A 25,908-nucleotide genomic window follows, 5' to 3' on the forward strand; every position below is an offset into this window, starting at 1 on the left:
AAGACGGGTAAACACAATAACGCATTTTCCATTCATCAGGAGTAACGACTATGAAAAACAGAGGATATTATGGTAATTATGGCGGGGCCTTCCTGCCTGAAATCCTGGTTGCCACATTTGACGAGCTTGAACAGGCGTTTGAAAATATCAAAACCGATCCTGGATTTTGGAATGACTATGAAGCCTTGATGTCGTCGTATTCATGCCGCCCCACCCCCTTGACCTTTGCCGGCAATCTGACCCGGGAGTTTGGTGGGGCAAAAATTTATATTAAACGGGAAGACCTCAATCATACCGGTGCCCATAAGATCAATAATGTCATGGGCCAGGGCCTTTTGGTTCAGCAGATGGGCAAGAAACGGGTGATTGCAGAAACCGGGGCAGGCCAGCACGGGGTGGCAACGGCCACCATGGCAGCAAAGTTCGGGTTTGACTGCACCATTTACATGGGGGAGGTGGATGTGGCAAGACAGCGGCCCAATGTGTTCTGGATGGAGCAGCTGGGTGCCACGGTGGTGCCGGTAAAAACCGGGACAAGAATTTTAAAGGACGCTATCAACGAAGCGTTCCGGGACTGGGTAAGCCACATGGACACCACCCATTATGTCCTGGGAACGGCGTGCGGACCCCATCCGTTCCCGGAAATGGTGGCTTATTTTCAATCCATTATTGGAACAGAAGCCCGGCAGCAGATCCTTGCCAGGGAAGGGTGCCTTCCCAAACGGGTGTATGCCTGTGTGGGGGGCGGGTCCAATGCCATGGGACTGTTCTCCGGGTTCTTGGATGATCCGGTTGAATTGGTGGGGGTTGAGGCTGGCGGCAAGGGCATCACTTCAGGACAGCATGCCTCCCGGCTGAGTTCAAAAGAGGCGAGCCCCGGCATTGCCCAGGGGTATAAAACCTATTTTCTCCAGGATGATGATGGCCAGATGCGGGAAACCCATTCCATTTCAGCCGGTTTGGATTATGTCGGGGTATCCCCTATTCTTTCCCATATGCAGGATCAGGGAACCGCCCGATTTGAAAGCGCCACCGATATGGAGGTGGTGGCCGCCTTGAAACTGACCCTGCGGAAAGAAGGCATTATTCCGGCCCTTGAATCCGCCCATGCCTTTGCCCGGGCTTTTAAGGAAGCACCGTCCCTTTCACCGGAAGATGCCATTATCATTAACCAGTCCGGCAGGGGGGACAAAGATATTTTTACGGTGGCAGATGCGGTGAATGATCCCAAATGGAAAGAATTTATTATTGGAAAGGCAGCAGAATACAATGCTTGAAGCATATATAAAAGAACGGCGCAAAAGCCGTGACATCCTTTTGATGACCCATATCGTCATGGGATATCCGTCCTTTGAAGACTCGTTTGATATCGTCACGCAAATGGTTGAGGCGGGTGTGGATCTAATGGAATTGCAGATTCCTTTTTCAGACCCCATGGCAGACGGCCCGGTAATTTTAACCGCCAATCAGAACGCCCTTGAACGCGGATCAACGGTTCAACGCTGTTTTGAGTTTGCCCAGGCCGTATCCACAAGATTTTACATCCCGTTTTTATTCATGAGCTATGCCAATATCCTGTATAAATACGGGTTTGATCGATTTTCAGACAAAATGGATCAGGTGAACCTGAAAGGGGCCATTGTCCCCGATCTGCCGCCGGAAGAGGGCGATGACTATATCCGGGCCATGAAGCGCAACACCCTTGACCCGATTTATATTTTTTCCCCTGAAACCAGTGATGAGCGCCTGGCATATGTATCCTCTTTTGCCTCGGGGTTTGTCTATTGCATGGCCCGGAAAGGGGTGACCGGACGAGAGACGGCTTTTTCAGAGGATCTGGCCACTTATCTTTCCCGGTGCAGACATGCCACCGCCCTTCCCCTGGCCGTGGGCTTCGGTGTAAAGGAAAAGGCGGATGTCGACTATCTGAAAGGCAAGGCAGACATTGCCGTTATCGGATCCCAGACCATCCGGATCGTGGAAGAAAACGGCGTGGCAGCAGCCGGGGACTTTATCCACAGTCTCCTATAGTTCTTTCCATGCCTTTTTGCTTTTGTTGATCTTTTTATGGACGGTTTCCCAGGTTTTGGTCATGAGAAACGAGTCTTTATACCGGTCCAGCATCTGGGTGAACATGTTGAAAGGAACCGTAAATGACAGTTCATCCGGCTTGAAAAATTTCCTGGCGGAGGGATCCCATCCTCCGACAACAGCCCTGTTTTGACCTTTTTGAAGATAATGCAGGGGCCAGACCGCCAAACTGCCGCAGGCAGCACTCCAGGGGGATGCCACAACCTCGGGATCATTGGTAACAAATGCCGCCAGCTGGTGAAGGCCGTTCAAAGATTCCGGGCGGGTGAAAAAAGAAACCAGTATCGGGGTTTCGGTTTCTGAAAATTGGCTGATGGGTTTAAACACACAGAATTCTTTTGCCGCGGGAACCGGATCAACATATTCAAAAATTTTTCTTAAGTTATCCGGGGAATCACAATAATGTTCCCCTTCCATCCTGCCGGGGATTCCACTGGACACATAGTGAATAATGGTTTCCGTCTGGGGTTTGTTGAACCCCAGCCAGAAGGATCCACCCGGGCATCCAAATTGCGTTGAAGAAAAATAAGCGCAGGTTTTCTTTTTTCGGGCCAGCCAGATATTGCCGATCACACAGGAAAACTGACCAAATACCTCGGGCCAGTTGATCTCATTTTTTTCTTCTTTTTCCCGGGTGGGCAGATCCATGGGTTTGGGGGAGTATCCGTTTTCGGGCTGGGTGTCAGTGAAAAACATGCCCATGGGTTCTTCAGTCATCCCTAAAATATTTAAAAAATCAGGAACAGCGGAATTGATTTGATGGTCCATGATCCCTCCTTTAATCGGTTGAGTAGATGGTGCGTTTATTTATTTTGTAATTGAAATTCAAACGGAAAGCAATGAAGAAAAGGATTAATAAAACCCTGAACTTTTGGTATAAGGAATTTCTAACAATAACAAACGCTATTAACATTTTACAGGAGATAACAATTCTATGACTTTTGCAGACCTTAAAACCCCGGCAGGCGTTTTCCTGGTATCCGTTGTTTTTCTTTTTTTGTCAGGGTGCAGCACAGCCTATTATAAGGCCATGGAAAAAATCGGCAAAGAAAAAAGGCATATTTTGATTGATAATGTTGAAGATGTCCAGGAAAGCCAGACAAAAGCCCAGGAAGAGTTTACCGATGCATTAACACGGATTAAAGAACTCTATGCCTTTGACGGTGGAGAGCTGGAAACCTTTTATGATCGGATAAAAGACAGTTATGAAGCGTGTGATTCCCGGGCAGATCAGATTGAAGGGCGAATCAATGATGTCAAACAGGTGGCCAAAGATCTGTTTGCGGAATGGGAAGCCGAGATCACCCAGATCAATGACGTCAAGCTGAAAAACAGCAGTAAACGATCGCTCCGGGATGCAAAAATAAAGTATCAGAAGCTTGAAACGGTGATGAATACCTCCACCAGGGGGATGGTGCCGGTCCTGGCCAAACTCAAGGATTATGTCCTGTATCTCAAACATAACCTGAATGCCAAGGCCGTGGGATCTTTAAGCGGCGAAGTGGTCTCCATTGAAAAGGATGTGGCAGACCTGATCAAGGATATGAACGCCTCCATAAAAGAAGCGGCACAATTTATTAAAAATTTTTAAGGGAGAACCGGAAAATGAAGGTGGATGGAAAAGAGATGAGGCCGATCTGGTTTGACAGGACATCTGAAACGGTTCAGGTCATTGACCAGCGGTTTCTTCCCCACGAATTGATCATAAAAGACTTAACCACCGTGGATGACACCATTTATGCCATTAAGGAAATGGTGGTCCGGGGGGCACCTTTGATTGGGGCAACCGGGGCCCTGGGGGTTTATATCAGCCTGGTGCAGGCGAATAACAAGGGCGCAGATACCGACTACATGGTGTCGGAATGCAAACGGCTTAAGGATGCCAGACCCACGGCCATGAACCTGTTCTGGGGGGTTGACAGGGTGATGTCCGCCGCATTATCCCGGGACACCCCTGGGGCTAGAATCACCGCCGCCCTTGATGAGGCCCTGGTAATTGTGGAGGAAGAGGCGGTCAATTGCCGGCAAATTGGTGAGTATGGCCTGCCCATTATTGAAGAAATCAGTTACAGGAAAAAAGGGGAACCCGTCAATATCCTGACCCATTGCAATGCCGGCTGGCTGGCCTGTATTGAATATGGTACAGCCACAGCGCCCATTTATACGGCATTTGATCGGGATATCAATGTTCATGTCTGGGTGGATGAGACACGACCGTTAAACCAGGGTTCCCGCCTTACGGCATGGGAATTGGGCAAACATGGGGTGAATCATACGGTGATCACGGATAATGCCGGGGGACATATCATGCAGCATGGCCTGGTGGACCTTGTCATTGTGGGAACCGACAGAACCACCCGGTCCGGAGATGTGGCCAATAAAATTGGTACCTATTTAAAGGCCCTTGCCGCCCGGGACAATCACATCCCTTTTTATGTGGCACTGCCGTCAAGCACCTTTGACTGGGACATAACAGATGGGATTGCCGATATTCCCATAGAAGAAAGAGATCCGGACGAAATCCGGTATGTGCAGGGTCTTTGCAACGGAAAGGTGGACCGCGTGCTGGTGCCTCCGGAGGACAGCCCGGCAGCCAATCATGCCTTTGATGTGACCCCGGCACGGCTGGTCACCGGCTTTATTACGGAACGGGGCGTGTGCGGGGCAACTGAACAGGACATCCTGAACCTGTTTCCAGACAAGAAGAATTGATGGGATCTCTTTTTTTAACAAGATCTTGACAAGGCAGTGAAAAAAAGTTCACATTGTCCTCTGATATTAACCATTAAGAACGAGACAAGAAAGCGCTTATGCTCACAGATTTAGAAAAAAAAATTATTGCTCTGCTGCAAACCGATATCCCGGTTGTTAAGCGCCCTTTCCTGGAAATGGCGCAACAGATCGGTATCTCCGAAGACCAATTTTTAAGTGTTTTAAAGACTCTCAATGACCGAGGAATGATCCGGCGGTTTGGTGCCACATTGAAACATCAGAAATCCGGGTTTAAGGCCAATGCCATGGTTGCCTGGCGAGTAGATGAAGAAAAGGTAGAAAAAACAGGGAATATCATGGCCACGTTTCAGGAGATCACCCATTGTTACAGAAGAAATCCAGCCCCGGGCTGGAAATATAACCTGTATACCATGGTCCATGCAGCGGATGAAGACGAATGTCATGCCCTTGTTAAGAGAATTTCCCGGGCCGTGGGAGAAGACGACTATGAACTTCTGTTCAGCCGGGAAGAGCTTAAAAAAACCTCCATGACCTATTTTGAAGACTGATTCACCCCACGTTCTGTGCATCAATCCCTGGATCCATGATTTTGCCGCCTTTGATTTCTGGGCAAAGCCCCTGGGGCTTTTGACCATTGCCGGTATCCTCCGTGAGAAAGGGGTCAGGGTCAGTTTCATGGATTGTCTGGACCGGTTTCATCCAAAGGCCTCGCCCCCCATTAAAGTGCTTTGGGACGGCCGGGGGCCGTTTCGCAAGACAGAGATTGATTTGCCCAGGGGACTTGAAAACATCGGCAAAACCTATTCCCGCTATGGCATAGACCCCCAGTGGTTTACAGCCGATCTGCAACACATGGAAAAACCGGATCTGATTTTTGTCACCTCGTTGATGACCTATTGGGCTACCGGTGTCAAGGAGACCATCGAACGGGTCAAATCGGTTTATCCGGATGTGCCCCTGGTCTTGGGGGGGATTTATGCCAGCCTCTGTTATGACCATGCCATTAAAGAGACAAAGGCCGACCGGGTGATAAAAGGTGCTGGTGAACATCAATTGAAAGACATCCTCCAGGCATATACCGGGTTTGAACTGGCGGACAGCCCATTGTTTGATGTGCCGGGAAATTTAGATGCATTGCCCTTTCCTGCCCTGGATCTCCAGACCAAACTGGTCTATGCGCCGATATTAACCTCCCGGGGGTGTCCGTTCAGCTGCGAATACTGTGCTTCCTCATACCTGGAACCCACCTTTCGGCAACGATCGCCTGAAATTGTGTTCAAAGAAATCGTGCACTGGCATCAAAATTTCCAGGTTAAAAATTTTGCCTTTTACGATGATGCCCTGCTGGTGAATGCCGGGCAGTATGCCTTTCCCTTGTTTGAAAGAATTATTGATTCAAAAATGGACCTCTGGTTTCATACCCCCAATGCGCTCCATATCCGGGCCATTACACGCCAGGCGGCAGAGTTGATGTTCCAGGCCGGGTTTAAAACCATCCGCCTGGGACTTGAAACCGCTGATTTCTCCAGGGAAAGACGGCATGACGGCAAAGTGGCGGAAAATGAATTCTTTAATGCCATTGACCATCTCAAAGTGGCCGGGTTTGAGAAACAACAGATCGGGGCCTATTTGTTATGCGGATTACCCGGACAAAACCTGGACGAAGTTGAAACCTCCATGCAGGTGGTCAAACAAAGCGGGATACTGCCTGTTCTTGCCTATTACACACCGATTCCCCACACCCCCATGTGGGAGGATGCGGTTACTCATTCAAAATTCGATATCCTTCAACATCCCGTATTTACAAACAATACCCTCTTTCCCTGTATCCGTTCAAATACGGATTTAAAGCGGATTTCACAATTGAAAAATTTGAAGATTTAATATATAACCCTCTTGGTTTGTGAAGATTTTGTTAGAGATTTGTTAGCGCAATATGAGCGACAAGTGAAAAAGAGGAAAAAAATTGGATATATTCGGCATAATAATTCAAACCCTTGGTGGACTGGGGCTCTTCATTCTGGGAATGAAAATGATGACCGAAGGCCTTCAAGCCACAGCAGGGCAGAAAATCAGACGGATTCTCGAAGCCATCTCCTCGAACAGATTTATGGGATGTGCCACCGGTGCCGGTGTGACGGCAATGATTCAATCTTCATCCGCCACCACCGTTATGCTCATCGGGTTTGCCACGGCCGGCATCATCTCTCTGGAGCAGGCTGTTGGCGTGGTCATTGGGGCAAATATCGGGACCACCATTACCGGGCAAATGATCGCGTTTAAGCTGACTGCCGCCGCATTGCCTGCCATTGCGCTGGGCGTAGTTTTAAAATATTTTTCAAAAAAAAGAAACTACAGGCGGATTGGGGATATTATTCTGGGGTTTGGGTTGCTTTTTTATGGTATGACCGTCATGAAAAATGGTCTGGCACCCATAAAATCTGACCCCCAGTTTATTGAATTTTTTACCACCTTTCGTACCGACAATCTCGGTGGTATTCTGCTGTGTGTGTTGATGGGTACTGTTCTGACGGTAGCCGTTCAGTCTTCTTCTGCTACGGTGGGTTTGACAATGACGCTGGCAACATCCGGGCTTTTAACATATCCCACAGCCCTTGCCCTTGTTCTTGGTGAAAATATCGGAACCACTGTGACAGCGCAATTATCCACCATCGGCTCAAACAATATTGAGGCCCATCGCACGGCAAACGCACATACGATTTTTAATGTCATTGGTGTCGGGATTATCTTGATGATTTTTCCGTGGTTTGTTGATATGGTGCAGATACTGACGTTAAAATTAGGTGCCGGAGCGTTAACCCATACCGTGGATGGCGAATATGTCAATGTTTCACGGTATATTGCCAATGGGCATACGATTTTTAATGTGATCAACGCCTTGGTCTTTCTGATTTTTCTTCCCAAGCTGGTTCAACTGACCATTTTATTATCACCGAAACCGTCATTGTCAAAAGAAAGATACAAACTGCCTGAATTTGATTCGGGGTTCATTGACTCACCGATTGGTGCCCTTGCCAAGGTGAAAGGTGAAATCATAAAAATGCTGGAATTTACCCACATGAATTTAAAAAAGACCTCCATCTGCCTGAAGGTAAGGGACGATGATATCCTTGGGGAAAGGGAGGCCATTGAAGACCATCTGGATGAGTCCCAGAAAGTGATTATCCGATATCTGACCACCATTTACCAGGGGGAAGTCAACGAGCCCGAGGCCAAGGAAATATCCGAATATATGAGAATCACCAACAATATTGAACGACTGGGCGATTCCATGGAAAATGTATCGAAAATACTTGAACGGATATATGACAATGATTTTGTGTTCAGCGAACAGGCCAAACAAGATCTTGTGACGATTTCAGAGCAGGTGGATATCTTTTTAGGGTTAATCCTTGACGAATTCCAGGAGAAATCCGATGGATTTTATCAAAAAGCATTGGCCAAAGAAGATTTGATTGACCATATGCGTGAAAATATGAGATACCAGCATATAGAAAGATTAAGGGCAGGCGACTGCTCAGTGGATGTTGGTGTTTTTTTTATTGCCCTTGTCTCAAATTATGAAAAAATGGGAGACTATTGTTTTAACATTGCCACTGGTGTGAACAGAATTATTTAACAATGATAATATTTGATCTTGAATGTCTAAATGGTCATACGTTTGAAGGATGGTTCGAAGACAAAAAAGATCTGGAAACACAGCAGGCCCAGGGTATTTTAACCTGTCCTGTTTGTAATACCGCATCTGTTGTCCAGAAACTTCATCCCATTGCCATTAAAAAATCTTCCCCGACAACCACCCACAAAGCCCTGCAGGCTAGGCAGGAAGCCATAACGGAATTGAGTGAAAAAGTGGTGGATTATGTTGAAAAAAATTTTGAAGACGTGGGCAATGATTTTACAAAGGAAGCCTTGAAAATGCATTATGGGGCGGAAGAATACAGGAATATCAAAGGCACCACAACCAAAGAAGACGATAAGGTTCTGGCCAAAGAAGGGGTGCCTGTTTTCAGGATTCCCATGGCCAAAAACCCAAAAGATGATTTGAATTAAAACCCCAAACCCCGGGTTTTTTAAGCCCGGGGCGTGAGCGTAACCACTCGATGGTCACAGGCCATCCGGAACCAGGAAATAAAATGATACAAAAAAAATTTGACTTTTGGCAGGACCATTCACTGAATTACCTGGAAATGGCCCTTTCCACGGACAAGCAGGAAAGACTGCAAAACCCGGACGGATATGGAAAACGAAACGGTGATTGCGGAGATATGGTTGAATTTTTCCTCATCATAAAAAACAATATCATTGAAAGGGCTGCATACAATATTGACGGGTGCATGAATACCAATGCCAGCGCCGCAACCATTGCAAGCCGGGCGGAAGGCCTGGACATTGAAGCTGCCTGGAAATTAAATGATCAACGTATTATTGAGTTTCTGGGAACCATTCCAAAAGATCACTATCACTGCGCTGAGCTGGCAGTGGGGGCTTTTTACCTGGCCCTTTCCGATTATGAAAAGAAAAAAAAGATGGGGTGGCGGCGATAATCCAACACCTCCATTATTCCCCCTGGATGGTGATATTCACCCGACGGTTTCTCGGGCCGTCAAATTCACAAAAATAAATGCCCTGCCAGGTGCCCAGAACCAGGGACCCCTTTTCCAGGGGGATGGTTTCTGAGGGGCCGAACAGGCTGACTTTTATGTGGGCAGCAGAATTGCCTTCCAGGTGCTTGAAATGATCGTCCCAGGGAATCACTTTGTTGATGGTTGTTAAAATGTCGGTTTCAACCGCAGGATCAGCATTTTCATTGATGGTGACAGCAGCTGTGGTGTGCAGGGAAAAGACATGAACAATGCCGTTTTTTATTCCGGATTGGGTTACCGCATCTTGAACCTGGGACGAAATATCCACCATCTGGGTTCTTGCATTTGTTTTGACACGGATCTGCATGATGGACCTCCTTTTTTTTATAACACCCGGTGCTGAAAATGGATTTCAGCACCGGGTGGGATGATCATAACGGGTTACCCGTTTAAAAGGTCAAGGGCATTTTTAACAACATTGTCCGGGGAAAAGCCATATGCCGTGAGAACGGTATTGCCCGGTGCGGACGCACCAAATTTGTTGATGCCGATCATTTGACCGCTGGGGCCGGTGTATTTTTCCCATCCCATGGAAATGCCGGCTTCAACAGCGATCCTGCGGGTCACATCGGAGGGTAGAATTCTTTCCCTGTAGGATGCCGGGGCTTTTTCAAACAATTCCCAGGAAGGCATTGACACGACAGCCGCTTTGGTATCGTGGACATCTTCCAGGATACGGGCCGCTTCAACACAGATATGGACTTCAGATCCAGTGGCGATGAGAATGATGTCCGGGTTTGATACCTTTTTTACGGTATAGGCCCCATAATTGAATTCACCGTCCCGCTGGGATACATCCAGGGTGGGCAGATTTTGACGGCTCAGGATCAATGCGGTGGGGGCGTCAATAGTTTTTAATGCCTGTTTCCAGGCCAGGGCGGTTTCATTGGCATCGGCCGGCCTGACAACGGTAAGCCCCGGGATGGCCCGTAACGATGCCAGGTGTTCCACCGGCTGGTGGGTGGGACCGTCTTCTCCCACGGCCACGCTGTCATGGGTGAAGACATAAATCAGGGGCAGTTTCATCAAAGACGCCACACGAATAGCCGGGCGCATATAGTCGGCAAACACCAGAAAGGTTCCGCCAAAGGGCCGGACACCGGAATGCAGGTACATGCCGGACAGTATGGCCCCCATGGCATGTTCCCGGACACCGAACCGGATGTTTCGCCCTTCCCAGGCACCATTTTGAAAATCGGTTGAACAATTAAGATAGGTGTTGTTTGAGGGAGCCAGATCAGCAGATCCCCCCATTAATGCCGGCAGATGTTCTGCAATGGCATTCAACACTTTACCGGATGCGGATCGTGTGGCCACTGGTCCGTCTTCAGGGTTGAAATACGGTATCTGAGCATCCCAGCCCCGGGTCAGGAAACCGCTGATGGCATCCACAAACAGGTCTGCCTGTTCTGGGTATTGGGTCTTGTAAGTGTCAAAGATTTCCTGCCAGCTTCTTTCAAATCCCTGTCCAAAAATCAGGGCTTTTCTGCAATCTTCCAGAACCGCTTCGGGTACGTAAAACGATTTATCCTCCGGAACCCCGTAAAAGCGTTTGGTCAACTTGATTTCTTCTGCACCCAGAGGAGACCCATGGGCACTGGATGTGTCCTGTTTGTTGGGGCTGCCATAGGCAATATGGGTTTTTATCTGCACCAGTGTGGGGCGGGCCACCGCGTCTTTGCCCGCCTGGATGGCTTTCTGGATTTTTTCAAGGTCATTGCCGTCCTCAACCGTGACCACATGCCAGTTCTGGCTTTCAAATTTAGCCCGGACATTTTCTGTGAAGGCAATGTCGGTTGGGCCTTCAATGGTGATGGAATTGTCATCATACAGCAGGATGAGTTTTCCAAGCCCCAGGTGCCCGGCCAGGGAAACCGCTTCAAGGGCAACCCCCTCCATGAGGTCCCCGTCACCGCACATCACATAGGTGTGGTGGTTGATGAGTTCTGTGCCTTCCCGATTAAACCGGGCAGCCAGATGACGTTCGGCAATGGCCATTCCCACGGCATTGGCAATGCCCTGGCCCAGGGGACCCGTGGTGGTTTCCACCCCCGGGGTATCCCCGTATTCAGGATGTCCCGGGGTTCTGGAGCCCCATTGCCTGAAATTTTTCAGGTCCTCCAGTTCAAGGCCGTAGCCAAACAGGTAAAGCAGGCTGTAAAGCAGGGAAGAGGCATGACCCGCAGACAGAACAAAGCGGTCCCTGTCAATCCAGGCCGGGTTTTTGGGATTGTGCTGTAAAAACCGTTTAAATAAAACATATGCCGCAGGCGCAAGGCCCATGGGTGCGCCGGGGTGTCCGGAATTCGCTTTTTGAACCGCGTCCATGCAAAGGGTTCGGATGGTATTCACGGTTAACTGGTCAAGATTGGTTTCGGCTTCAGCCATTGTTTGTTTCTCCTGTATAATTAAATTGGTGTTACAAGCCTCTCATGTATTCCGGTCTGAGGGTCACCTGTCCTTTGAGTGCCTGGGAAATCAGTTCAAGTGTTTTTTCTTTGTCTTCGGGTAGTTTTGCCCGGATGGGAAGATAGTTGGACGCATGGTTTGCATGGAAAGATCCGTTGGAGAGATGGGTTGCAGCGATCATGATGCCCAGTTCCTCCAGCATTTCTTCCGGGGTGATGAGTTTAAACTCCCCTTTTTCATACTGATCATGGAGTTCCGTACCCGGTGTCAGCATCAGGCTTAACGCCCCCACAAAATCAGGGTCAATGGCAGACAAGACCCTACCGGTTTCCCGGGCATGAATTTTAGATCTTTCAGGTCCGCCGATCCCCACAATAACCGTGATGGACAATTTAATGCCGGATTGTTTAACGCGGCGTCCCATTTTGATCATTTTTGCGGAATCCGCGCCTTTTCGTATCGCTTTTAACACCTGATCATCTCCGGATTCAAGTCCCATATAGGCGATTTTGACCCCCAGGTCGTGCAACTCTTTTAATTGTTCATCGGTTTTCATGCCAATGCCTTTGGTGTTGGCATAAAGTCCCACTCTTTTCACCCAGGGCAATCGATCCTTGATTTGCAAGAGTATGTTGACCAGCCTTTTCTGGGGAATGATCATGACATCCCCGTCGCAGAGAAACACCCGGTCCTGTCTTTTACAATACGCTCTGGCAAATTCTATGTCTTCAAAAATAACATCATCTTTTTTGATATTAAATCGCTTGTCCCTGAATGTACTGCAGAAAGTACATTTGTTATGGGAGCACCCCAAGGTGACCTGTAATAAAATACTATTGGCCTCACTGGGCGGCCGTATCATTGATCCTTCATAATGCATATCACTATATTCCTTAAAATTTAAACCCATTTAATAGCAGATATTGTCAAAAAATTCAATCGGTTGATTTGCATGGCAGCAACACTCATTATCCCACACAATCGTCGCCGGGCAATGGGCCGGCCAGGACCGCAGATAAGGCCCAGGCGTTTAAATCCAGGGGATTTAAGATGGTCAAATGGATTATTCTGGTCTATGCTAACACGGTTACAGGGGGGGCAGGCTTTTTTTATGGTATTTTTTTATTCCGCGTTCATGATCAGACGGGTAAAACGTGCCATAAGGAAAGCCTGACCCCAGGCAAAAATCACAACTGAAACGCCTTTGGGTTTAAAAAGGAAAGAATGAAAACAAAACGGTTCAATACGGTTATGGGAGTCAAAGAATGGGGGTTGATTGTCCTCCTGTCCATCATCTGGGGGGCATCTTTTTTCTTTGTAGAAATTGCCATAAAAACAATGACACCGTTGACCATTGTGTTATGCCGGGTGAGTGGCGCTGCTTTTCTGTTGTGGGGGGTTGTGCTGGTGACCCGCCGGAAACTGCCAAAAGACATCAGGGTTTGGCTCGCCTTCCTGGTGCTGGGTGCCATGAACAATGTGATTCCCTTCAGTCTCATCGCCTGGGGGCAAAGTCATATTGATTCCAGTCTGGCCGCTATTTTAAATGCGACAACACCGGTTTTCAGTGTGGTTCTGGCTCATTTTTTAACAAAGGATGAACCATTGACAAAAAAAAGGCTGGCCGGCGTTTTATTCGGGTGGGTGGGGGTCATCATTCTGATTGGAATAGAATCCTTAGATGGGTTTGGCATGAAGATCGCTGGCCAGGCCGCTGTCTTGTGCGCGGCCTTTCTCTATGCGATATCCGCCATTTTCGGCCGTCGGTTCAAGGCCATTGATCCTGCGGTGGTGGCTGCAGGGATGCTGTCCGGCTCCACTCTTATCATGGTTCCTTTGGTGGCTGCCTTTGAACAGCCCTTTGCCTTAAGTCCTGACTGGACAACAGGGGCGGCGCTTTTCGGACTTGCCGTCATTTCAACCGCACTGGCCTATATTATTTATTTTTATGTGCTGTCAAAAGCCGGGGCCACCAATATTTTGCTGGTGACCTTTTTAATCCCTGTGAGTGCCATTTTTCTGGGGGTGATGGTGCTGGGAGAAACCCCCGGATGGAATGCCTTTACCGGGATGGGATTGATTTTTATCGGGTTGATCTTCATTGACGGGCGGATTCTGGAAAGATTTAAAAAATAAGCGGGTTCTTTTGTTCCATTTGAAAAGGTTAAATTCCCTGGTCATGCCTTGACATTTTTGTTTTTGCTACAATTATTATTAGAAAATATTTTACAATAATAATTCTAACATTAGGAGTGAACATGGGAACCAAAAAAACACGTAAATTTAAAACCGAGGTGCAGCAGCTCTTGCACCTGATCATTAATTCTTTGTATTCCAACAGGGAAATATTTGTTCGGGAACTGATTTCAAATGCGTCAGATGCCATAGACAAGGCAAGATTCAAAGAACAGACCCACCCGGATCTGTTCGCCGACGACACGGACTATAAGATCCGGATTGACCTGGATCCTGAAAATAAAACGTTTCAGATTTCCGATAATGGGATCGGAATGACCATGGATGAGGTCAATGATAATATCGGGACCATTGCCCAGTCAGGAACGGCAGCGTTCATGAAAGCCCTGGAGAATTCCAAAAAAGAAAATACCCTTTCCCCTGAACTGATCGGTCAGTTTGGCGTTGGGTTTTACTCTTCATTTATTGTCGCGGACACGGTCAGACTGGATACAAAGGCACCGGGGGAGGCCATGGGGGTTAGATGGGAATCGGATGGGAAGGGTTCATACACGGTTCAGGAAATCGAGAAAGAAACCCGGGGAACGACCATCACCCTTTATTTGAAAGACCCTGAAGAGGGGGACCAGGATTTTACAGAAGACTACACCATCCAGCATATTGTGAAAAAACATTCTGATTTTGTCACCTATCCGGTGGTCATGAAGGTTGAACGAAGTGAACCCCTGGCTGAAAATGAAATCATTAAAGATTCAGATGGCAAACCCATTGGGGATACGTTCAAAAAAGTCAAAAAAGAAGAGACATTGAACTCCATGAAGGCCATCTGGTCAAAAGCCAAAGAGGATGTCACGGATGAAGAGCATGAAGAGTTTTACAAACATATCAGCCACAATTGGGACAAGCCTTTGGAAGTCATCCATAAACGGTTTGAAGGGGTCACCGAATATGATGTGTTGATGTACCTGCCTGAAAAAGCACCGTTCGATATGTTCCGGCCGGAACGGAAAAACGGGATGCAGCTCTATTGCAAGCGCGTATTTATCATGGATGACTGCAAAGAGTTGCTGCCGGAATATCTTGGATTTGTTCAGGGGGTTGTGGATGCGCCGGATTTAAACCTGAATGTGAGTCGTGAGATCCTCCAGGAAGACCGCCTGATCCGAAACATCCGGAAAAATCTGGTCAAACAGATTTTCGGCGTCCTGGAAGGGATGGAAAAAGAAAAGTATGAGGCCTTTTTTACGGAGTTTGGCCAGGCCCTGAAAGCCGGTATCCCCACGGATTACGAAAACAAGGAACGTTTGGCATCCCTCTTGAGATATAAGACCACCAAATCAGGGGATCAAGTGGTCACCCTGGACGAGTACATCGAAAACATGAAAGAAGACCAGAAAGAGATGTATTACCTGACCGGGGAAAACCTGACATCCTTAATGAATTCTCCCCTGCTCGAATCGTTGAAATCCAAAGATTATGAAGTGCTTTTAATGGTCGATCCCATTGATGAGTGGGTGACCCAGTCCCTTCCCGAGTACAAGGGAAAGAAACTCAAGAGTGCGGAAAAAGGGGATCTGGACCTTGAAAAAGTGGATGATGAAAAGAAAAATGAATATTCAGCCCTCTTGGCATTCCTCAAGGGAAAGCTGGAAAAAAAGGTCAAGGATGTGGTGGTTTCCAACCGGCTGAAAGATTCTGTCGCCTGCCTGTCCGGCGATGATTACGGCATGAGTGCTTACATGGAAAAAATCATGAAAGCCTCGGGCCAGAAAACACCGGACCAGAAGCGGGTAATGGAAGTCAATGTGAATCATCCGGTCATGGGCAAGATGAAAGGCATTTTTGAGACCGACACCACCAATCCGGTGTTGACAGACTATAGTGATCTGCTGTTTGATATTGCCGTTATCAGTGAAGGCGGTAAGCTGGAAAATCCATCCAGATTTTCCAAACAACTGGGAGACCTCATGGCCAAATCCATATGATCGTTTTCCTTGAAACGCTTGGATGCTCAAGGAACCAGGTTGACAGTGAAATTATGCTGGGAAAGCTTGTGGCGAAGGGTCATGGTTTAACCGATGATCCTTCCTGCGCCCAGGTGATCATTGTCAATACCTGTGGATTTATAGCAAGCGCCTCGGATGAGGCTGTTGATGTGCTGTTGGAAATGGCAAAATTCAAGGAAACGGGCCGTTGTGAACGATTGATAGCCACGGGATGTCTTGCCCAGCGGTATAAGGATGATGCGGAACTTGTGTCCCTCCTGCCTGAAGTGGATGCGTTTTTAGGGACTGCCGCCTGTGATCAGATTGTGGCGGCGGTGGAAAATAAAGAAAATAAAACGCTAACCCTTTTTCCCGATCCCAATAAAAGAGGGTTCCAGGACCTTTCGGAAACAAGAGAACGCATCACGGGACATTATGCCTATATAAAGGTATCGGAAGGATGCAATCGAAAGTGTACCTATTGTATTATCCCGCAGCTTCGGGGTATCCAGCGGTCCAGGCCCACGGAAGATATCTGTAAGGAAGCCGGGGCCATGGTTTCCCAGGGAGTGAAAGAGATTATCCTCACCGCGGAGAATACAACGGATTATGGTCAGGATTTTTCAGACGATACCGGGTTTGAGCAGGTTCTGGCCGATTTGGCCGGCACCCTTGGGCAAACCCAGACATGGATACGGTTTTTATATACCCATCCCAAAACATTGACGGCATCAATGGTAGAAACGGTAAAACAACATAAACATATCTGTTCCTACTATGATGTTCCCATCCAGCACGCTTCGTCAGCGGTATTGAAAAAAATGGGACGGCCCTATACCATTGAAGATCTTTATGCCCTGTTTAATACCATCCGGAAGATTGATCCTGATGCGGCAGTGAGAACCACCCTTATTGTAGGGTTCCCGGGTGAAACAGAACAGGATTTTGAGCGATTGATGACCTTTATAACCGATATTCGGTTTGATCATTTGGGGGTTTTCATATATTCTGATTCCGAGGATTTGAAATCTCACCGGTTTACCGATCACGTTCCCCGGGAGATTGCAGAACAACGGCATGACACGATCATGGCAGCCCAGGCGAAAATTTCAAAAACAGTGAATGAACACCATGTGGGCAAAGTCCTGGATGTCCTGGTGGAAGAAAATCCGGAACCGGGGGTGTACATCGGAAGGACCATGTTCCAGGCCCCGGAGGTGGATGGCATGACATTTGTTTATGCCGACAACCTTGAAATCGGCACCATTGTTAAGGTAAAAATTACAGATGCATTTGAATATGATATTGCCGGGGAAATGGTATGACAAAAGGGTTAAAGCAACGATTGATTGAAACGGGGGCACCGGATCTTGAAAAGATTGAAATTGCCCTTGAACACCATTTAAAGCCAAACCTTGAACTTGTAAGACAGATTGCGTCCCATCTTCTGTTCAGTGGCGGCAAAAGACTCAGGCCGCTGCTGATGATTCACAGTGCCCGGCTTTGCGGCTATCGTCAGGGGTTTGAAATTCAGTTTTCCATTATTTTTGAATATCTCCATGCTGCCACCCTGTTACATGATGATGTGGTGGATGGTGCCGATATCCGGCGGGGCAAAAAAGCGGCCCACACAAAATGGTCTACGCCCAAAGTGGTGCTGACAGGGGATTTCCTTTTGGCCCGGGCCCTTGACATTGCTGCAGAAACACGAGAACCGGATATTATTAAGGTTATTGCAAAAATTACCCGGGACATGTCCCAGGGGGAGATAGACCAACTGTCGAAAAAAGGAAAGCTGGATCTTTCTGAACAAGACTACCTTGAGATCATTGAACGAAAGACAGCTGTTCTGATCCAGGGGGCCTGTCAGAGCGGTGCCATCCTTGCAAAGGCACAAAAAGAAAATGAGGCGGCGTTAAGCCGGTACGGATTTCATTTAGGCATGGCCTTTCAAATGGCGGACGATCTTTTGGATTACACAGCCAGTGCCGAAGTGCTGGGAAAAAATCCCGGTGCGGATATGCGGGAGGGAAAACTGACCCTGCCGCTGATCCATAGCCTTGCCCAGGCATCTCCTGAGGATCAAACCTGGATGAAAGAGGTGATAACCGCATCCGAGTTTAAATCGGATCAGTTTGAACAGCTCAAAGAAAAAATAATTGCGTATAAGGGCATCGACTATACCCGGGATAGGGCCCAGGACCATGTAAAAAAAGCAAAGGCATGTTTGAGGGGGTTTGAAGACTGTCCATCCAAAGAATTTTTGAGTCTGATGGCAGAGTATGCCATTGAAAGAAAGGTGTAAAAAGATGTTTAAGCGAACAAGTGTTATCGGCCTGATTGTTTTATGCATCAGTACCATCGCCTTGTCCGACACCTCGTTTGCGGCCAAAGGGTCGGACGTTTTAACCGGGGTGACCACCGGCAAACGAAAGGTGATCGATCACAATATCCAGCGGGCAAAGCAAAATGCAGTATCCGACGCCCTGGAGATTGCCCTTCAGAATGCCTTTGCCGAACTGGTATCCAGACAGGTCTTTGCATCCCATCTTGATTTTCTTTATGATCAGATCCTTTCCCATACCAAGGATTACATCATTACGTATCGTGTGCTTGGCGGACTGGCCAATAATGGCGATTATATCGTTGGGGTTGAATCCAAAGTGGATCTCAAGCGGCTTGAAAAAACATTGGCCGATGCCCGGATCTCCAATGTCCATACGGATAAACCCGTGATCCTGTTTTTTATTGCAGAAAAGACCCCGTCAGACCTTTTGCCCAAATACTGGTGGGGGAAGAATCCAATTCCATATCAGTCTGTTGCGGAAAAAATTATTATCACACGAATGCTCCAGGAGCGATTTGTTGTTGTGGGAAATGGTGCAGACCATCCTGATCCGTCTTTTTATAATATTACCTTTGCCTCTATCTATGATACCGCATCAGCCAAGGCCCTTGGCAGAGAACTGAAAGCCGATATGATCGTTTTTGGGAAAGCAAGTGCATCAGAAGCCATTAATCGCATGGGAAAGGAAAAAACCTTTACTGCTGATATCAACCTGGAAGGATTTTTTCTTGAAACCGGAGAGAAGGTGATAACGTCACAATTGCAGGCCGTGGTGAAAAACGATATGGACCAGGAAGGCAATATTCAAGCGATTGCCAAGGCTGCCAGCCTGTCTGCCCAGGATTTGAGCGAAAAGATAGATGCTTACTGGAGCCGGAACTTACGAACAGAACAGACCTTTGATATCAAACTTGAAGGCGAGCAGTTTCTACCTCGGTTTATTGCATTGAAACAACAATTTAAAAAAATGCCTGAGATCGAGACCCTTCAGGCCAAAGAGATGAGCTCAAACAGTGCGGTGATTGAAGTCGTTTATAAGGGAAAGCCATCACAGTTTGCCGATGCCATCATGTTAAAGACGTTTGAGTCATTTGGGTTGGAAATTTCAGATGTGACAGAGACCCAGGTGACCATCAGATTTATTGAAAAAGGTCAGGCCGATCGGGTTGAAGATTCCGGGAACAATGCCGGTCCAATGGCGGCGCCATAGAAGACATTAGAATAACGTCACGTTTTTCTTGACACCACCCGGGGCTTTTGATAATAGATCATAACGATTCAGGCGCGTAACTCAGTTGGTAGAGTGCTACCTCGACACGGTAGAAGTCAGCGGTTCAAGTCCGCTCGTGCCTACCATAAAAATCAAAGGGTTAGAGAATTTCCTCTAACCCTTTTTTGATTTTTGCTACCCTTATTTAAAAATTGCCTTCTCAATCTTACCGGCTGCTGCCTGATTTGTTTTTTTATCAAAAGGACATGCAAGGCACCCTTAAATTATTTCAGCATGGCAGGCCGACATCAATTTTTTTGTGGGTTTAATAAAGTGGTAATCCAATTCTGATCGAATCCTAACCATTCGTTAAAAAAAGACTAAACGGTTCGTGAGGATGGTGCGTATATATAAATTGACGATGGATTAGACATAGCCATTTAAATGGTATCCACAGGATTTTCGAATGACCAGATCCGTTTTCATGATGATGGTATTGCTCATGCCGGGGCGAACGGTATGCTGAAGTTTGTTGATCAGCATCTGGGCACTGGCGATTCCCATATCATATTGATTCTGACTGATTGTTGTCAGGTCGATGCCCGTCAGAGACGATATATTGATATTATTAAATCCGATAATGGCCAGGTCGTCGGGTATTTTCAATCCCGTCTCAAATGCCGCCTCCCGGACGCCCAGGGCCATATTGTCATCTTGTGCAAGGATCGCCGTTGGCCGGTCTTTTTGTTTTAAAATAGCCTGGGCTGCCAGATAGGCTTTATCCTTTGAATACCCCCCCTCAACAAACCATTTCAAAGGAATCGTGATCCCAAATTCTAAAAACGCATCTTTGGCTCCCTGGGTTCGCATGATGGCCGTTGAAGATGTCATGTCACCGGCAATAACCGATATCCGGGTATGTCCAAGTCGGCATAGATGGGTGGCCGCCTTATAAGAGCCGCCGTAGTTATCAAGGGCGACTGAATCAATATGACTGGCAATTTTCGGGTTGAGAATCAAACGATTTACAAGAACATAGGGTATCCCAAGGTCGTTCAACAGTCCAATGTTGGGATCATCCTGCTGAACCGTTGACAAGATGACCCCGTCCATGCCCTTGGACCCGATCATTTCAATCACCTTTTTTTCATTCTCAATACTGTGGTTCGTGTTAAAAAGCATGGTGCTGTAACCGGATTCACTGGCCTTTTCCTGGACTCCGAGAGCCAGTTCAGGATAAAAGGGATCGGCAATATTCGTGATCACAAGCCCAATGGCATAACTTTGTCTGGAAACCAGTCCCTTGGCAAAATAATTGGGTTGGTATCCCATTTCCTTGGCCAGTGTTATTATTTTTTTTCTGGCATCCTTACCCACCCCGGGTTTGCCGTTCAGCGCATTGGAAACCGTGGTCGCAGAGACGTTAAGACGTCGGGCAATATCTTTGATGGTTACATTGCTCATCATATAAATGGTCTGTGATTGATCCTGTTTTTATTTTAGCTTGAATCCAACATATACGCATATGCTTCATGAGTCAATTGTTCGCGGAATCTTCCGGATTTCTGACAAGACCGTATTCTCTTTTTTCACCAGCACTATCTGAGGACATAAAAACAGCAAGGGAGGATAACTTAATCGTTTAAGCAAATCCTGATAAAAATATGAAATTTCCAGTCGATATATTCGTCTATCAGAAGGGGTATCCCGTTAACCGGCATGAAAATTTTTAAATGGGGGATCTTCCCCATTAAACAGATAACCCACTTGTTTTATAAGAACATATACCAAATAGAAGTCGATTTAAACATTAAAAGATGTTATTTTTTCTTAAAATACTTAAAAAAATGTTGACATAAATTTGGAAAAATTTTACTTTAACGTTAAAGTTAAATACAATGGCGTATTTAAAATTGTTATGAAAACAAAGGCGTTTTCCCAGGGATAATGATATATGGGCAAAGGCCTTTTTTTGTTTAAAGAGGGAAAACGCAACCACGACCAAAGAACAACAGGCATGGATAGACCGGAAATAAGGAGATCGTATGGATACATATTACATTGACGGAGAATTTGTTGAAGAAGACCATGCACGGCTGTCTGCAAAAGACATTACCGTATTGAGAGGATACGGTGTTTTTGATTTTTTGATCACCTATAATAAACGGCCGTTCTACCTGGAAGAGCATGTGGCAAGACTTGAAAATTCAGCAAAAGACATTGGGTTACAATTGCAGCACAGCCGCTCACAGATCTGTGACATTGTCAAACAGACCATTCAACAGAACCCGGACCATGAAGAATCCAATATCCGCATTGTGTATACCGGCGGTATCAGTCCGGATGGTGTTACACCCCAGGGAAATGGCATCCTGATGGTCATGGTGACCCCGAAACACGAGTTGCCGGACTGGTGGTACAGCGATGGTGCGGCCATTGCCACGGTCAACATGGAACGATGTATTCCGACTTCCAAGAGCACCAATTATCTCAATGCTGTTTTTGCACAGCAGCTGGCAAGAAAACAAGGGGGTATTGAAGCGGTTTATGTTGATAGAGATAACCGGGTTCTTGAGGGAACCACCACCAATTTTTTCGGTTTCAAAGGCAATGTGTTGATCACACCACCTGACGGTATTCTTCCCGGCATTACCCGAAGTGTCATCTTAAAACTTGTCAAAGACACCTATAACGTAGCGCTGCGTCACCTGGACCTGTCTGAACTCAAAGATCTGGATGAAGTCTTTCTTTCTGCTTCCAACAAGGAAATTGTTCCCATCATAAAAATAGATGACATGGTGATCAACACCGGTAAACCCGGCGAACGTACCCGTCATATTATGAAATTATTTAAAAACTATACAGAGGCCTATGGCCAGGGAAAGGTATCTTGACACGAGAAACAGACATTTCCCCTGTGCCGAAGACATATATACAGGTTGATCTATCTTTGTTATCCCACAATATCAGGGAACTTAGAAACGCCAGCCGTGCACCGGCATGTATGGCTGTCGTGAAAGCCAACGCTTATGGTCACGGTGCAGTGGCAACAGCAAAAACAGCCCTTGCCTGTGGTGTGGAATGGCTTGCGGTGGCGCGAGTTTCCGAGGCCTACGAACTTCGATGTGCCCATATTTGTGCACCAATACTATTATTTGGGGATGTTGATGATCGTCACCTGGCATACCTTTCATCCCATGATATCCGTATTACCATTTCTTCTGAAGAGGATGCGCTGAGGATTTCAAAAAAGGCCGTAAAACTGGGCCTGATCATAAAAGCCCATATCAAAATAGATACGGGCATGGGACGTCTGGGTCTATATTTTCAACCGCCTCGGACAACGGTCTCATCCACTACAGATGTCGAGGGGACACGGGAGATGGTGCTGCGCATTGCCGCACTTGAGGGAATTGATGTTGAAGGCGTGTATACCCATTTTGCCAATGCAGATAGCCGTGACAAAACCCATGCCGGCCGGCAATTAGAAATATTTAAAGACCTGTTGAACGCACTTAAGGATAAGGGGTTTTTTCCAAAGATCTGTCATGCTGCCAATAGCGCGGCCACCATTGATATGCCCCAGGCTCATTTCAGCATGATTCGGCCGGGTATTGCGCTCTATGGACTCTGGCCTTCTGATGAGGTTGACAAAACCCGCGTAAACTTGAAACCGGTCATGTCTATCATTTCAAAGATTATCCAGTTAAAAAAGGTGCCGGCAGGGTATAAAATCAGCTATGGCAATACCTATACCACAGATTGTGACACAATGATCGCCACTGTTCCCATCGGTTATGCCGATGGCTACAGCCGGCTGTTGTCTTCCAGGGGCGCCATGCTGGTCAAAGGAATGCGGGCACCCATTGTGGGGCGCATCTGTATGGATTTTACCATGATAGATGTCGGTGCCATTAAAGATGTGGCCCTGGGAGATGACGTCGTGGTCATGGGGTGCCAGAAAGACAATTGCATCAGCGCTGATGAACTTGCACAGCTTACCGGCACCATCAATTATGAAATTGTTTCTTCCTTAAGCCGGCGAATGCCGTTAAGGCATATCCATCCGGAGGAATAGAATCCCAATGCTTACTGTATCTTCTTTTAACTGGGACCGGGGAATTTGGTCTGATCCATCTTCAGGCGCTGCAGATGTCAGTCTTTGTATTGCCGGTGACTGGGCACCCATCAGGGCATTTCAACCCATTATTGAAAACACGCCTGAAAAAATATACGGCGACCTGCTGCCGATGATTCGATCTGCCGATCTTTCCATTGTAAATCTTGAAGCCCCCCTGAGTGATCGTGGGTCACCCGTCCATAAAAGTGGTGCCGTGTTCAAGGGTGAACGAAACCATGTGCAGGGACTTTGTGTGGTTCCCTTTGATGTGGTAACACTGGCAAATAACCATATGTTTGATTATGGGCTTGATGCGTTTCAGGAGAGTCTTGACAGCCTTGATGAAAACCATATCAAGCATACGGGTGCCGGCATGTCTGAGCAAGACGCCCAAAAACCCCTGAAGATAGATATCAACGGTTTAAAGATAGGGATTGTCAATTTCAGCGAGGGTGAAGATCTCACCGCAGCCCATAACGGCCCTGGTGTCATGGGCTGGGATCTTGCAACCGTGATTCAAACGGTTAAAGCCCTTAAAGCAGAAATGGACATTGTTCTCGTGATCAGCCATTGCGGTATTGAATATATCCCATTTCCTCCCCCTTATGTGGCCAATGCCTTTATACAGATCGCCGATGCAGGGGCTGATCTTGTGATCGGTCATCACCCCCATGTCCCCCAGGGCATCTCTTTCCATAACCATATTCCCATATGCCACAGCCTGGGTAATTTTGTGTTTTATCAGGAAACCGATCTCAAATTTCGAAAACTGGGGTATATGGTAAAAGCCGGACTGAAGAAAAACGCAGTGGTGTCCCTGGAACTGATTCCCTATCAAATTGATTCCCAGGGTCTATCCCGGCTTAAAGATCAATATGCACTGTCTTTTTTCCAAAAATTTAAACAGATCTCCCTGCCGTTGGATTCTTCGGAAACATTACAGGATGCCTGGCATGGTTTTCTTGACTACTATGGCAAAAAGGGATTTTTTAATGAAATTTCCATGATTACGGAGAAAATGGCGCAGGACCCGCAAAAGGGTGCTGCCATGTTCCGTAACCGGCTGACCACATTGCAGCATTATCATCACTGGAAAGATTTCATGACGCGGATGGTTAAAGGCGACCTTGACTCCTCTCCGGCATGGGCAAAAGCGTTGATCCGGGAATGGTTGACCGCAAAAATTGATCCGGCATAACCCAAAGGACCTTAACGATGATTTCCGAACAAAAATCCACCCGCCCGCTGTGCCGATCCATCCTGGTCACGGACTCTGGCCTTGGCGGTCTTTCTGTTTTTAATGATATTGCCAATCAACTGGAACAAAACAGTCCGTGGGAAAAGGTCAACCTGACCTACTTTAATGCCTGGCCTGCCCCCCACAGGGGATACAATCATTTTGATACCTGGGAAAAAAGAGCTCAGATTTTCAACAATGCCATGAATGCCATGACGGTTTATCACCCGGACCAGATCCTCATCGCGTGCAACACCTTATCGGTCATCTACCCCCATACCCGATTCAGCCGAACCACCGATATAAATGTTGAGGGTATTGTGGACCATGGTGTCCAGATGATGGTCGAAAAATTACGGGCTGACCCGGAAGGCATTGCCGTGGTATTTGGCACCCCCACCACCACCACGGCCAAAAGCCATGAAAGCCGGCTGGTTGATCTTGGCATATCAAACGACAGAATCATCAATATCGGATGCACCAATCTGGCAGGCTATATTGAAAGAGAACCCTTCAGCGATAGAGTGGGGCAAATGATCCAGACGTTTGTCAAACAGGCGGTATCTGAACTTGGAAGGTTCACGGGCCATGTTTACGGGGCATTGTGCTGCACGCATTTCGGATATCGCCAAGCGCTCTTTTCTAAAGCGTTCAGCACCTTTTTCAAGGGAACCGTAACCCTTTTAAATCCCAATGTCAGAATGGCAGAGCAGGTGCTCAAACCCGACAACCAGAAAACATTTTTCACGCCAGACATAAAAACGCACATTGTATCCCAGGCCGTCTGGGGAAAAGAACAAATGGATGCCTATTTACGACTGCTGACCGACATCTCTCCGAGAACACGGGCTGCTTTGATACAGTATGAACAAAATAACAACTTATTTTCAGTTGATTAAAATAAAATTAAAAA

The 25,908-nt window shown here is 47.1% G+C and carries 23 protein-coding genes and 1 tRNA gene; 19 read left to right on the top strand and 5 right to left on the bottom strand.

Going from position 1 to position 25,908, the window contains the following annotated elements; translation table 11 throughout:
* Positions 1–50: 50 nt before the first annotated feature.
* On the top strand, positions 51–1,277 hold the full coding sequence (gene trpB, locus Q1Q15_RS00770) for a tryptophan synthase subunit beta (protein WP_300455264.1): 1,227 nt from the start codon (positions 51–53) through the stop codon (positions 1,275–1,277).
* Positions 1,270–2,031 carry a tryptophan synthase subunit alpha gene (gene trpA, locus Q1Q15_RS00775; RefSeq protein ID WP_300455267.1) on the top strand — a complete coding sequence of 254 codons (762 nt, stop codon included), beginning with the start codon at positions 1,270–1,272 and terminating at the stop codon, positions 2,029–2,031. The genes trpB and trpA overlap by 8 nt, the downstream gene beginning before the upstream one ends.
* Here the strand turns inward: trpA and Q1Q15_RS00780 are convergent.
* Positions 2,026–2,859: a DUF169 domain-containing protein gene (locus Q1Q15_RS00780; RefSeq protein ID WP_300455269.1), complete on the bottom strand. Its 834-nt coding sequence runs from the start codon at positions 2,857–2,859 to the stop codon at positions 2,026–2,028. The genes trpA and Q1Q15_RS00780 overlap by 6 nt on opposite strands.
* A gap of 166 nt (positions 2,860–3,025) precedes the next feature.
* Here Q1Q15_RS00780 and Q1Q15_RS00785 point away from each other — a divergent pair, with 166 nt between their 5' ends.
* The 7 genes from Q1Q15_RS00785 to Q1Q15_RS00815 all read left to right on the top strand — a co-directional run bounded on the left by Q1Q15_RS00785 (position 3,026) and on the right by Q1Q15_RS00815 (position 9,392).
* Positions 3,026–3,682 carry a DUF2959 domain-containing protein gene (locus tag Q1Q15_RS00785; RefSeq protein WP_300455272.1) on the top strand — a complete coding sequence of 219 codons (657 nt, stop codon included), beginning with the start codon at positions 3,026–3,028 and terminating at the stop codon, positions 3,680–3,682.
* A gap of 14 nt (positions 3,683–3,696) precedes the next feature.
* A complete protein-coding gene (gene mtnA / locus Q1Q15_RS00790; RefSeq protein WP_300455275.1) occupies positions 3,697–4,803 on the top strand; it encodes an S-methyl-5-thioribose-1-phosphate isomerase in 1,107 nt (368 codons plus the stop codon).
* Between the two features lie 98 nt (positions 4,804–4,901).
* Complete coding sequence (locus Q1Q15_RS00795; protein WP_300455278.1) at positions 4,902–5,372, top strand: Lrp/AsnC family transcriptional regulator; 471 nt, start codon at positions 4,902–4,904, stop codon at positions 5,370–5,372.
* A complete protein-coding gene (locus Q1Q15_RS00800; protein WP_300455281.1) occupies positions 5,362–6,708 on the top strand; it encodes a radical SAM protein in 1,347 nt (448 codons plus the stop codon). Before Q1Q15_RS00795 ends, Q1Q15_RS00800 begins: the two co-directional genes overlap by 11 nt.
* 82 nt (positions 6,709–6,790) lie before the next feature.
* Entirely contained in the window at positions 6,791–8,464 is a 1,674-nt protein-coding gene (locus Q1Q15_RS00805; RefSeq protein WP_300455284.1) for a Na/Pi cotransporter family protein, read from the top strand.
* A gap of 2 nt (positions 8,465–8,466) precedes the next feature.
* A complete protein-coding gene (locus Q1Q15_RS00810; RefSeq protein ID WP_300455287.1) occupies positions 8,467–8,898 on the top strand; it encodes a DUF1178 family protein in 432 nt (143 codons plus the stop codon).
* A gap of 83 nt (positions 8,899–8,981) precedes the next feature.
* Positions 8,982–9,392, top strand: a complete 411-nt coding sequence (locus Q1Q15_RS00815) for an iron-sulfur cluster assembly scaffold protein (RefSeq protein WP_300455290.1) — start codon at positions 8,982–8,984, stop codon at positions 9,390–9,392.
* Between the two features lie 13 nt (positions 9,393–9,405).
* On the opposite strand, the gene Q1Q15_RS00820 is transcribed toward Q1Q15_RS00815, so the two are convergent.
* From Q1Q15_RS00820 to Q1Q15_RS00830, 3 genes are all read right to left on the bottom strand, one after another.
* On the bottom strand, positions 9,406–9,798 hold the full coding sequence (locus Q1Q15_RS00820; RefSeq protein WP_300455293.1) for a secondary thiamine-phosphate synthase enzyme YjbQ: 393 nt from the start codon (positions 9,796–9,798) through the stop codon (positions 9,406–9,408).
* A 74-nt stretch (positions 9,799–9,872) separates the two neighbouring features.
* Positions 9,873–11,879, bottom strand: coding sequence for a transketolase (tkt, locus tag Q1Q15_RS00825; protein WP_300455296.1), 2,007 nt, complete (start codon positions 11,877–11,879; stop codon positions 9,873–9,875).
* A 31-nt stretch (positions 11,880–11,910) separates the two neighbouring features.
* Complete coding sequence (locus tag Q1Q15_RS00830) at positions 11,911–12,780, bottom strand: radical SAM protein (RefSeq protein WP_300455299.1); 870 nt, start codon at positions 12,778–12,780, stop codon at positions 11,911–11,913.
* 344 nt (positions 12,781–13,124) lie between these two features.
* Here Q1Q15_RS00830 and Q1Q15_RS00835 point away from each other — a divergent pair, with 344 nt between their 5' ends.
* From Q1Q15_RS00835 to Q1Q15_RS00860, 6 genes are all read left to right on the top strand, one after another.
* Positions 13,125–14,036, top strand: a complete 912-nt coding sequence (locus tag Q1Q15_RS00835; RefSeq protein WP_300455302.1) for a DMT family transporter — start codon at positions 13,125–13,127, stop codon at positions 14,034–14,036.
* Positions 14,037–14,158: 122 nt separating this feature from the next.
* On the top strand, positions 14,159–16,081 hold the full coding sequence (gene htpG / locus Q1Q15_RS00840) for a molecular chaperone HtpG (protein WP_300455304.1): 1,923 nt from the start codon (positions 14,159–14,161) through the stop codon (positions 16,079–16,081).
* Positions 16,078–17,406 carry a 30S ribosomal protein S12 methylthiotransferase RimO gene (rimO, locus tag Q1Q15_RS00845; RefSeq protein WP_300455306.1) on the top strand — a complete coding sequence of 443 codons (1,329 nt, stop codon included), beginning with the start codon at positions 16,078–16,080 and terminating at the stop codon, positions 17,404–17,406. Before htpG ends, rimO begins: the two co-directional genes overlap by 4 nt.
* Positions 17,403–18,386: a polyprenyl synthetase family protein gene (locus tag Q1Q15_RS00850; protein WP_300455309.1), complete on the top strand. Its 984-nt coding sequence runs from the start codon at positions 17,403–17,405 to the stop codon at positions 18,384–18,386. The genes rimO and Q1Q15_RS00850 overlap by 4 nt, the downstream gene beginning before the upstream one ends.
* A 4-nt stretch (positions 18,387–18,390) precedes the next feature.
* On the top strand, positions 18,391–19,638 hold the full coding sequence (locus Q1Q15_RS00855) for a hypothetical protein (RefSeq protein ID WP_300455312.1): 1,248 nt from the start codon (positions 18,391–18,393) through the stop codon (positions 19,636–19,638).
* A gap of 70 nt (positions 19,639–19,708) precedes the next feature.
* Positions 19,709–19,784 (top strand) — tRNA-Val (locus Q1Q15_RS00860).
* Between the two features lie 280 nt (positions 19,785–20,064).
* Here the strand turns inward: Q1Q15_RS00860 and Q1Q15_RS00865 are convergent.
* The gene (locus Q1Q15_RS00865; protein ID WP_300455315.1) at positions 20,065–21,105 is read right to left on the bottom strand and encodes a LacI family DNA-binding transcriptional regulator; all 1,041 of its coding nucleotides are present in this window, start codon (positions 21,103–21,105) and stop codon (positions 20,065–20,067) included.
* Positions 21,106–21,683: 578 nt separating this feature from the next.
* Between Q1Q15_RS00865 and Q1Q15_RS00870 the strand changes: the two genes are divergently transcribed.
* The 4 genes from Q1Q15_RS00870 to Q1Q15_RS00885 are packed head-to-tail and all read left to right on the top strand — an operon-like array spanning position 21,684 to position 25,894.
* Positions 21,684–22,532: an aminotransferase class IV gene (locus tag Q1Q15_RS00870; RefSeq protein WP_300455317.1), complete on the top strand. Its 849-nt coding sequence runs from the start codon at positions 21,684–21,686 to the stop codon at positions 22,530–22,532.
* A complete protein-coding gene (gene alr / locus Q1Q15_RS00875; RefSeq protein ID WP_300455320.1) occupies positions 22,529–23,716 on the top strand; it encodes an alanine racemase in 1,188 nt (395 codons plus the stop codon). The genes Q1Q15_RS00870 and alr overlap by 4 nt, the downstream gene beginning before the upstream one ends.
* 7 nt (positions 23,717–23,723) lie before the next feature.
* On the top strand, positions 23,724–24,956 hold the full coding sequence (locus Q1Q15_RS00880) for a CapA family protein (protein ID WP_300455323.1): 1,233 nt from the start codon (positions 23,724–23,726) through the stop codon (positions 24,954–24,956).
* A 17-nt stretch (positions 24,957–24,973) separates the two neighbouring features.
* A complete protein-coding gene (locus Q1Q15_RS00885) occupies positions 24,974–25,894 on the top strand; it encodes a hypothetical protein (protein ID WP_300455325.1) in 921 nt (306 codons plus the stop codon).
* The last annotated feature ends 14 nt before the right edge of the window (positions 25,895–25,908 follow it).

It is taken from the genome of Desulfobacula sp., from assembly GCF_030145145.1.
Lineage (GTDB): Bacteria > Desulfobacterota > Desulfobacteria > Desulfobacterales > Desulfobacteraceae > Desulfobacula.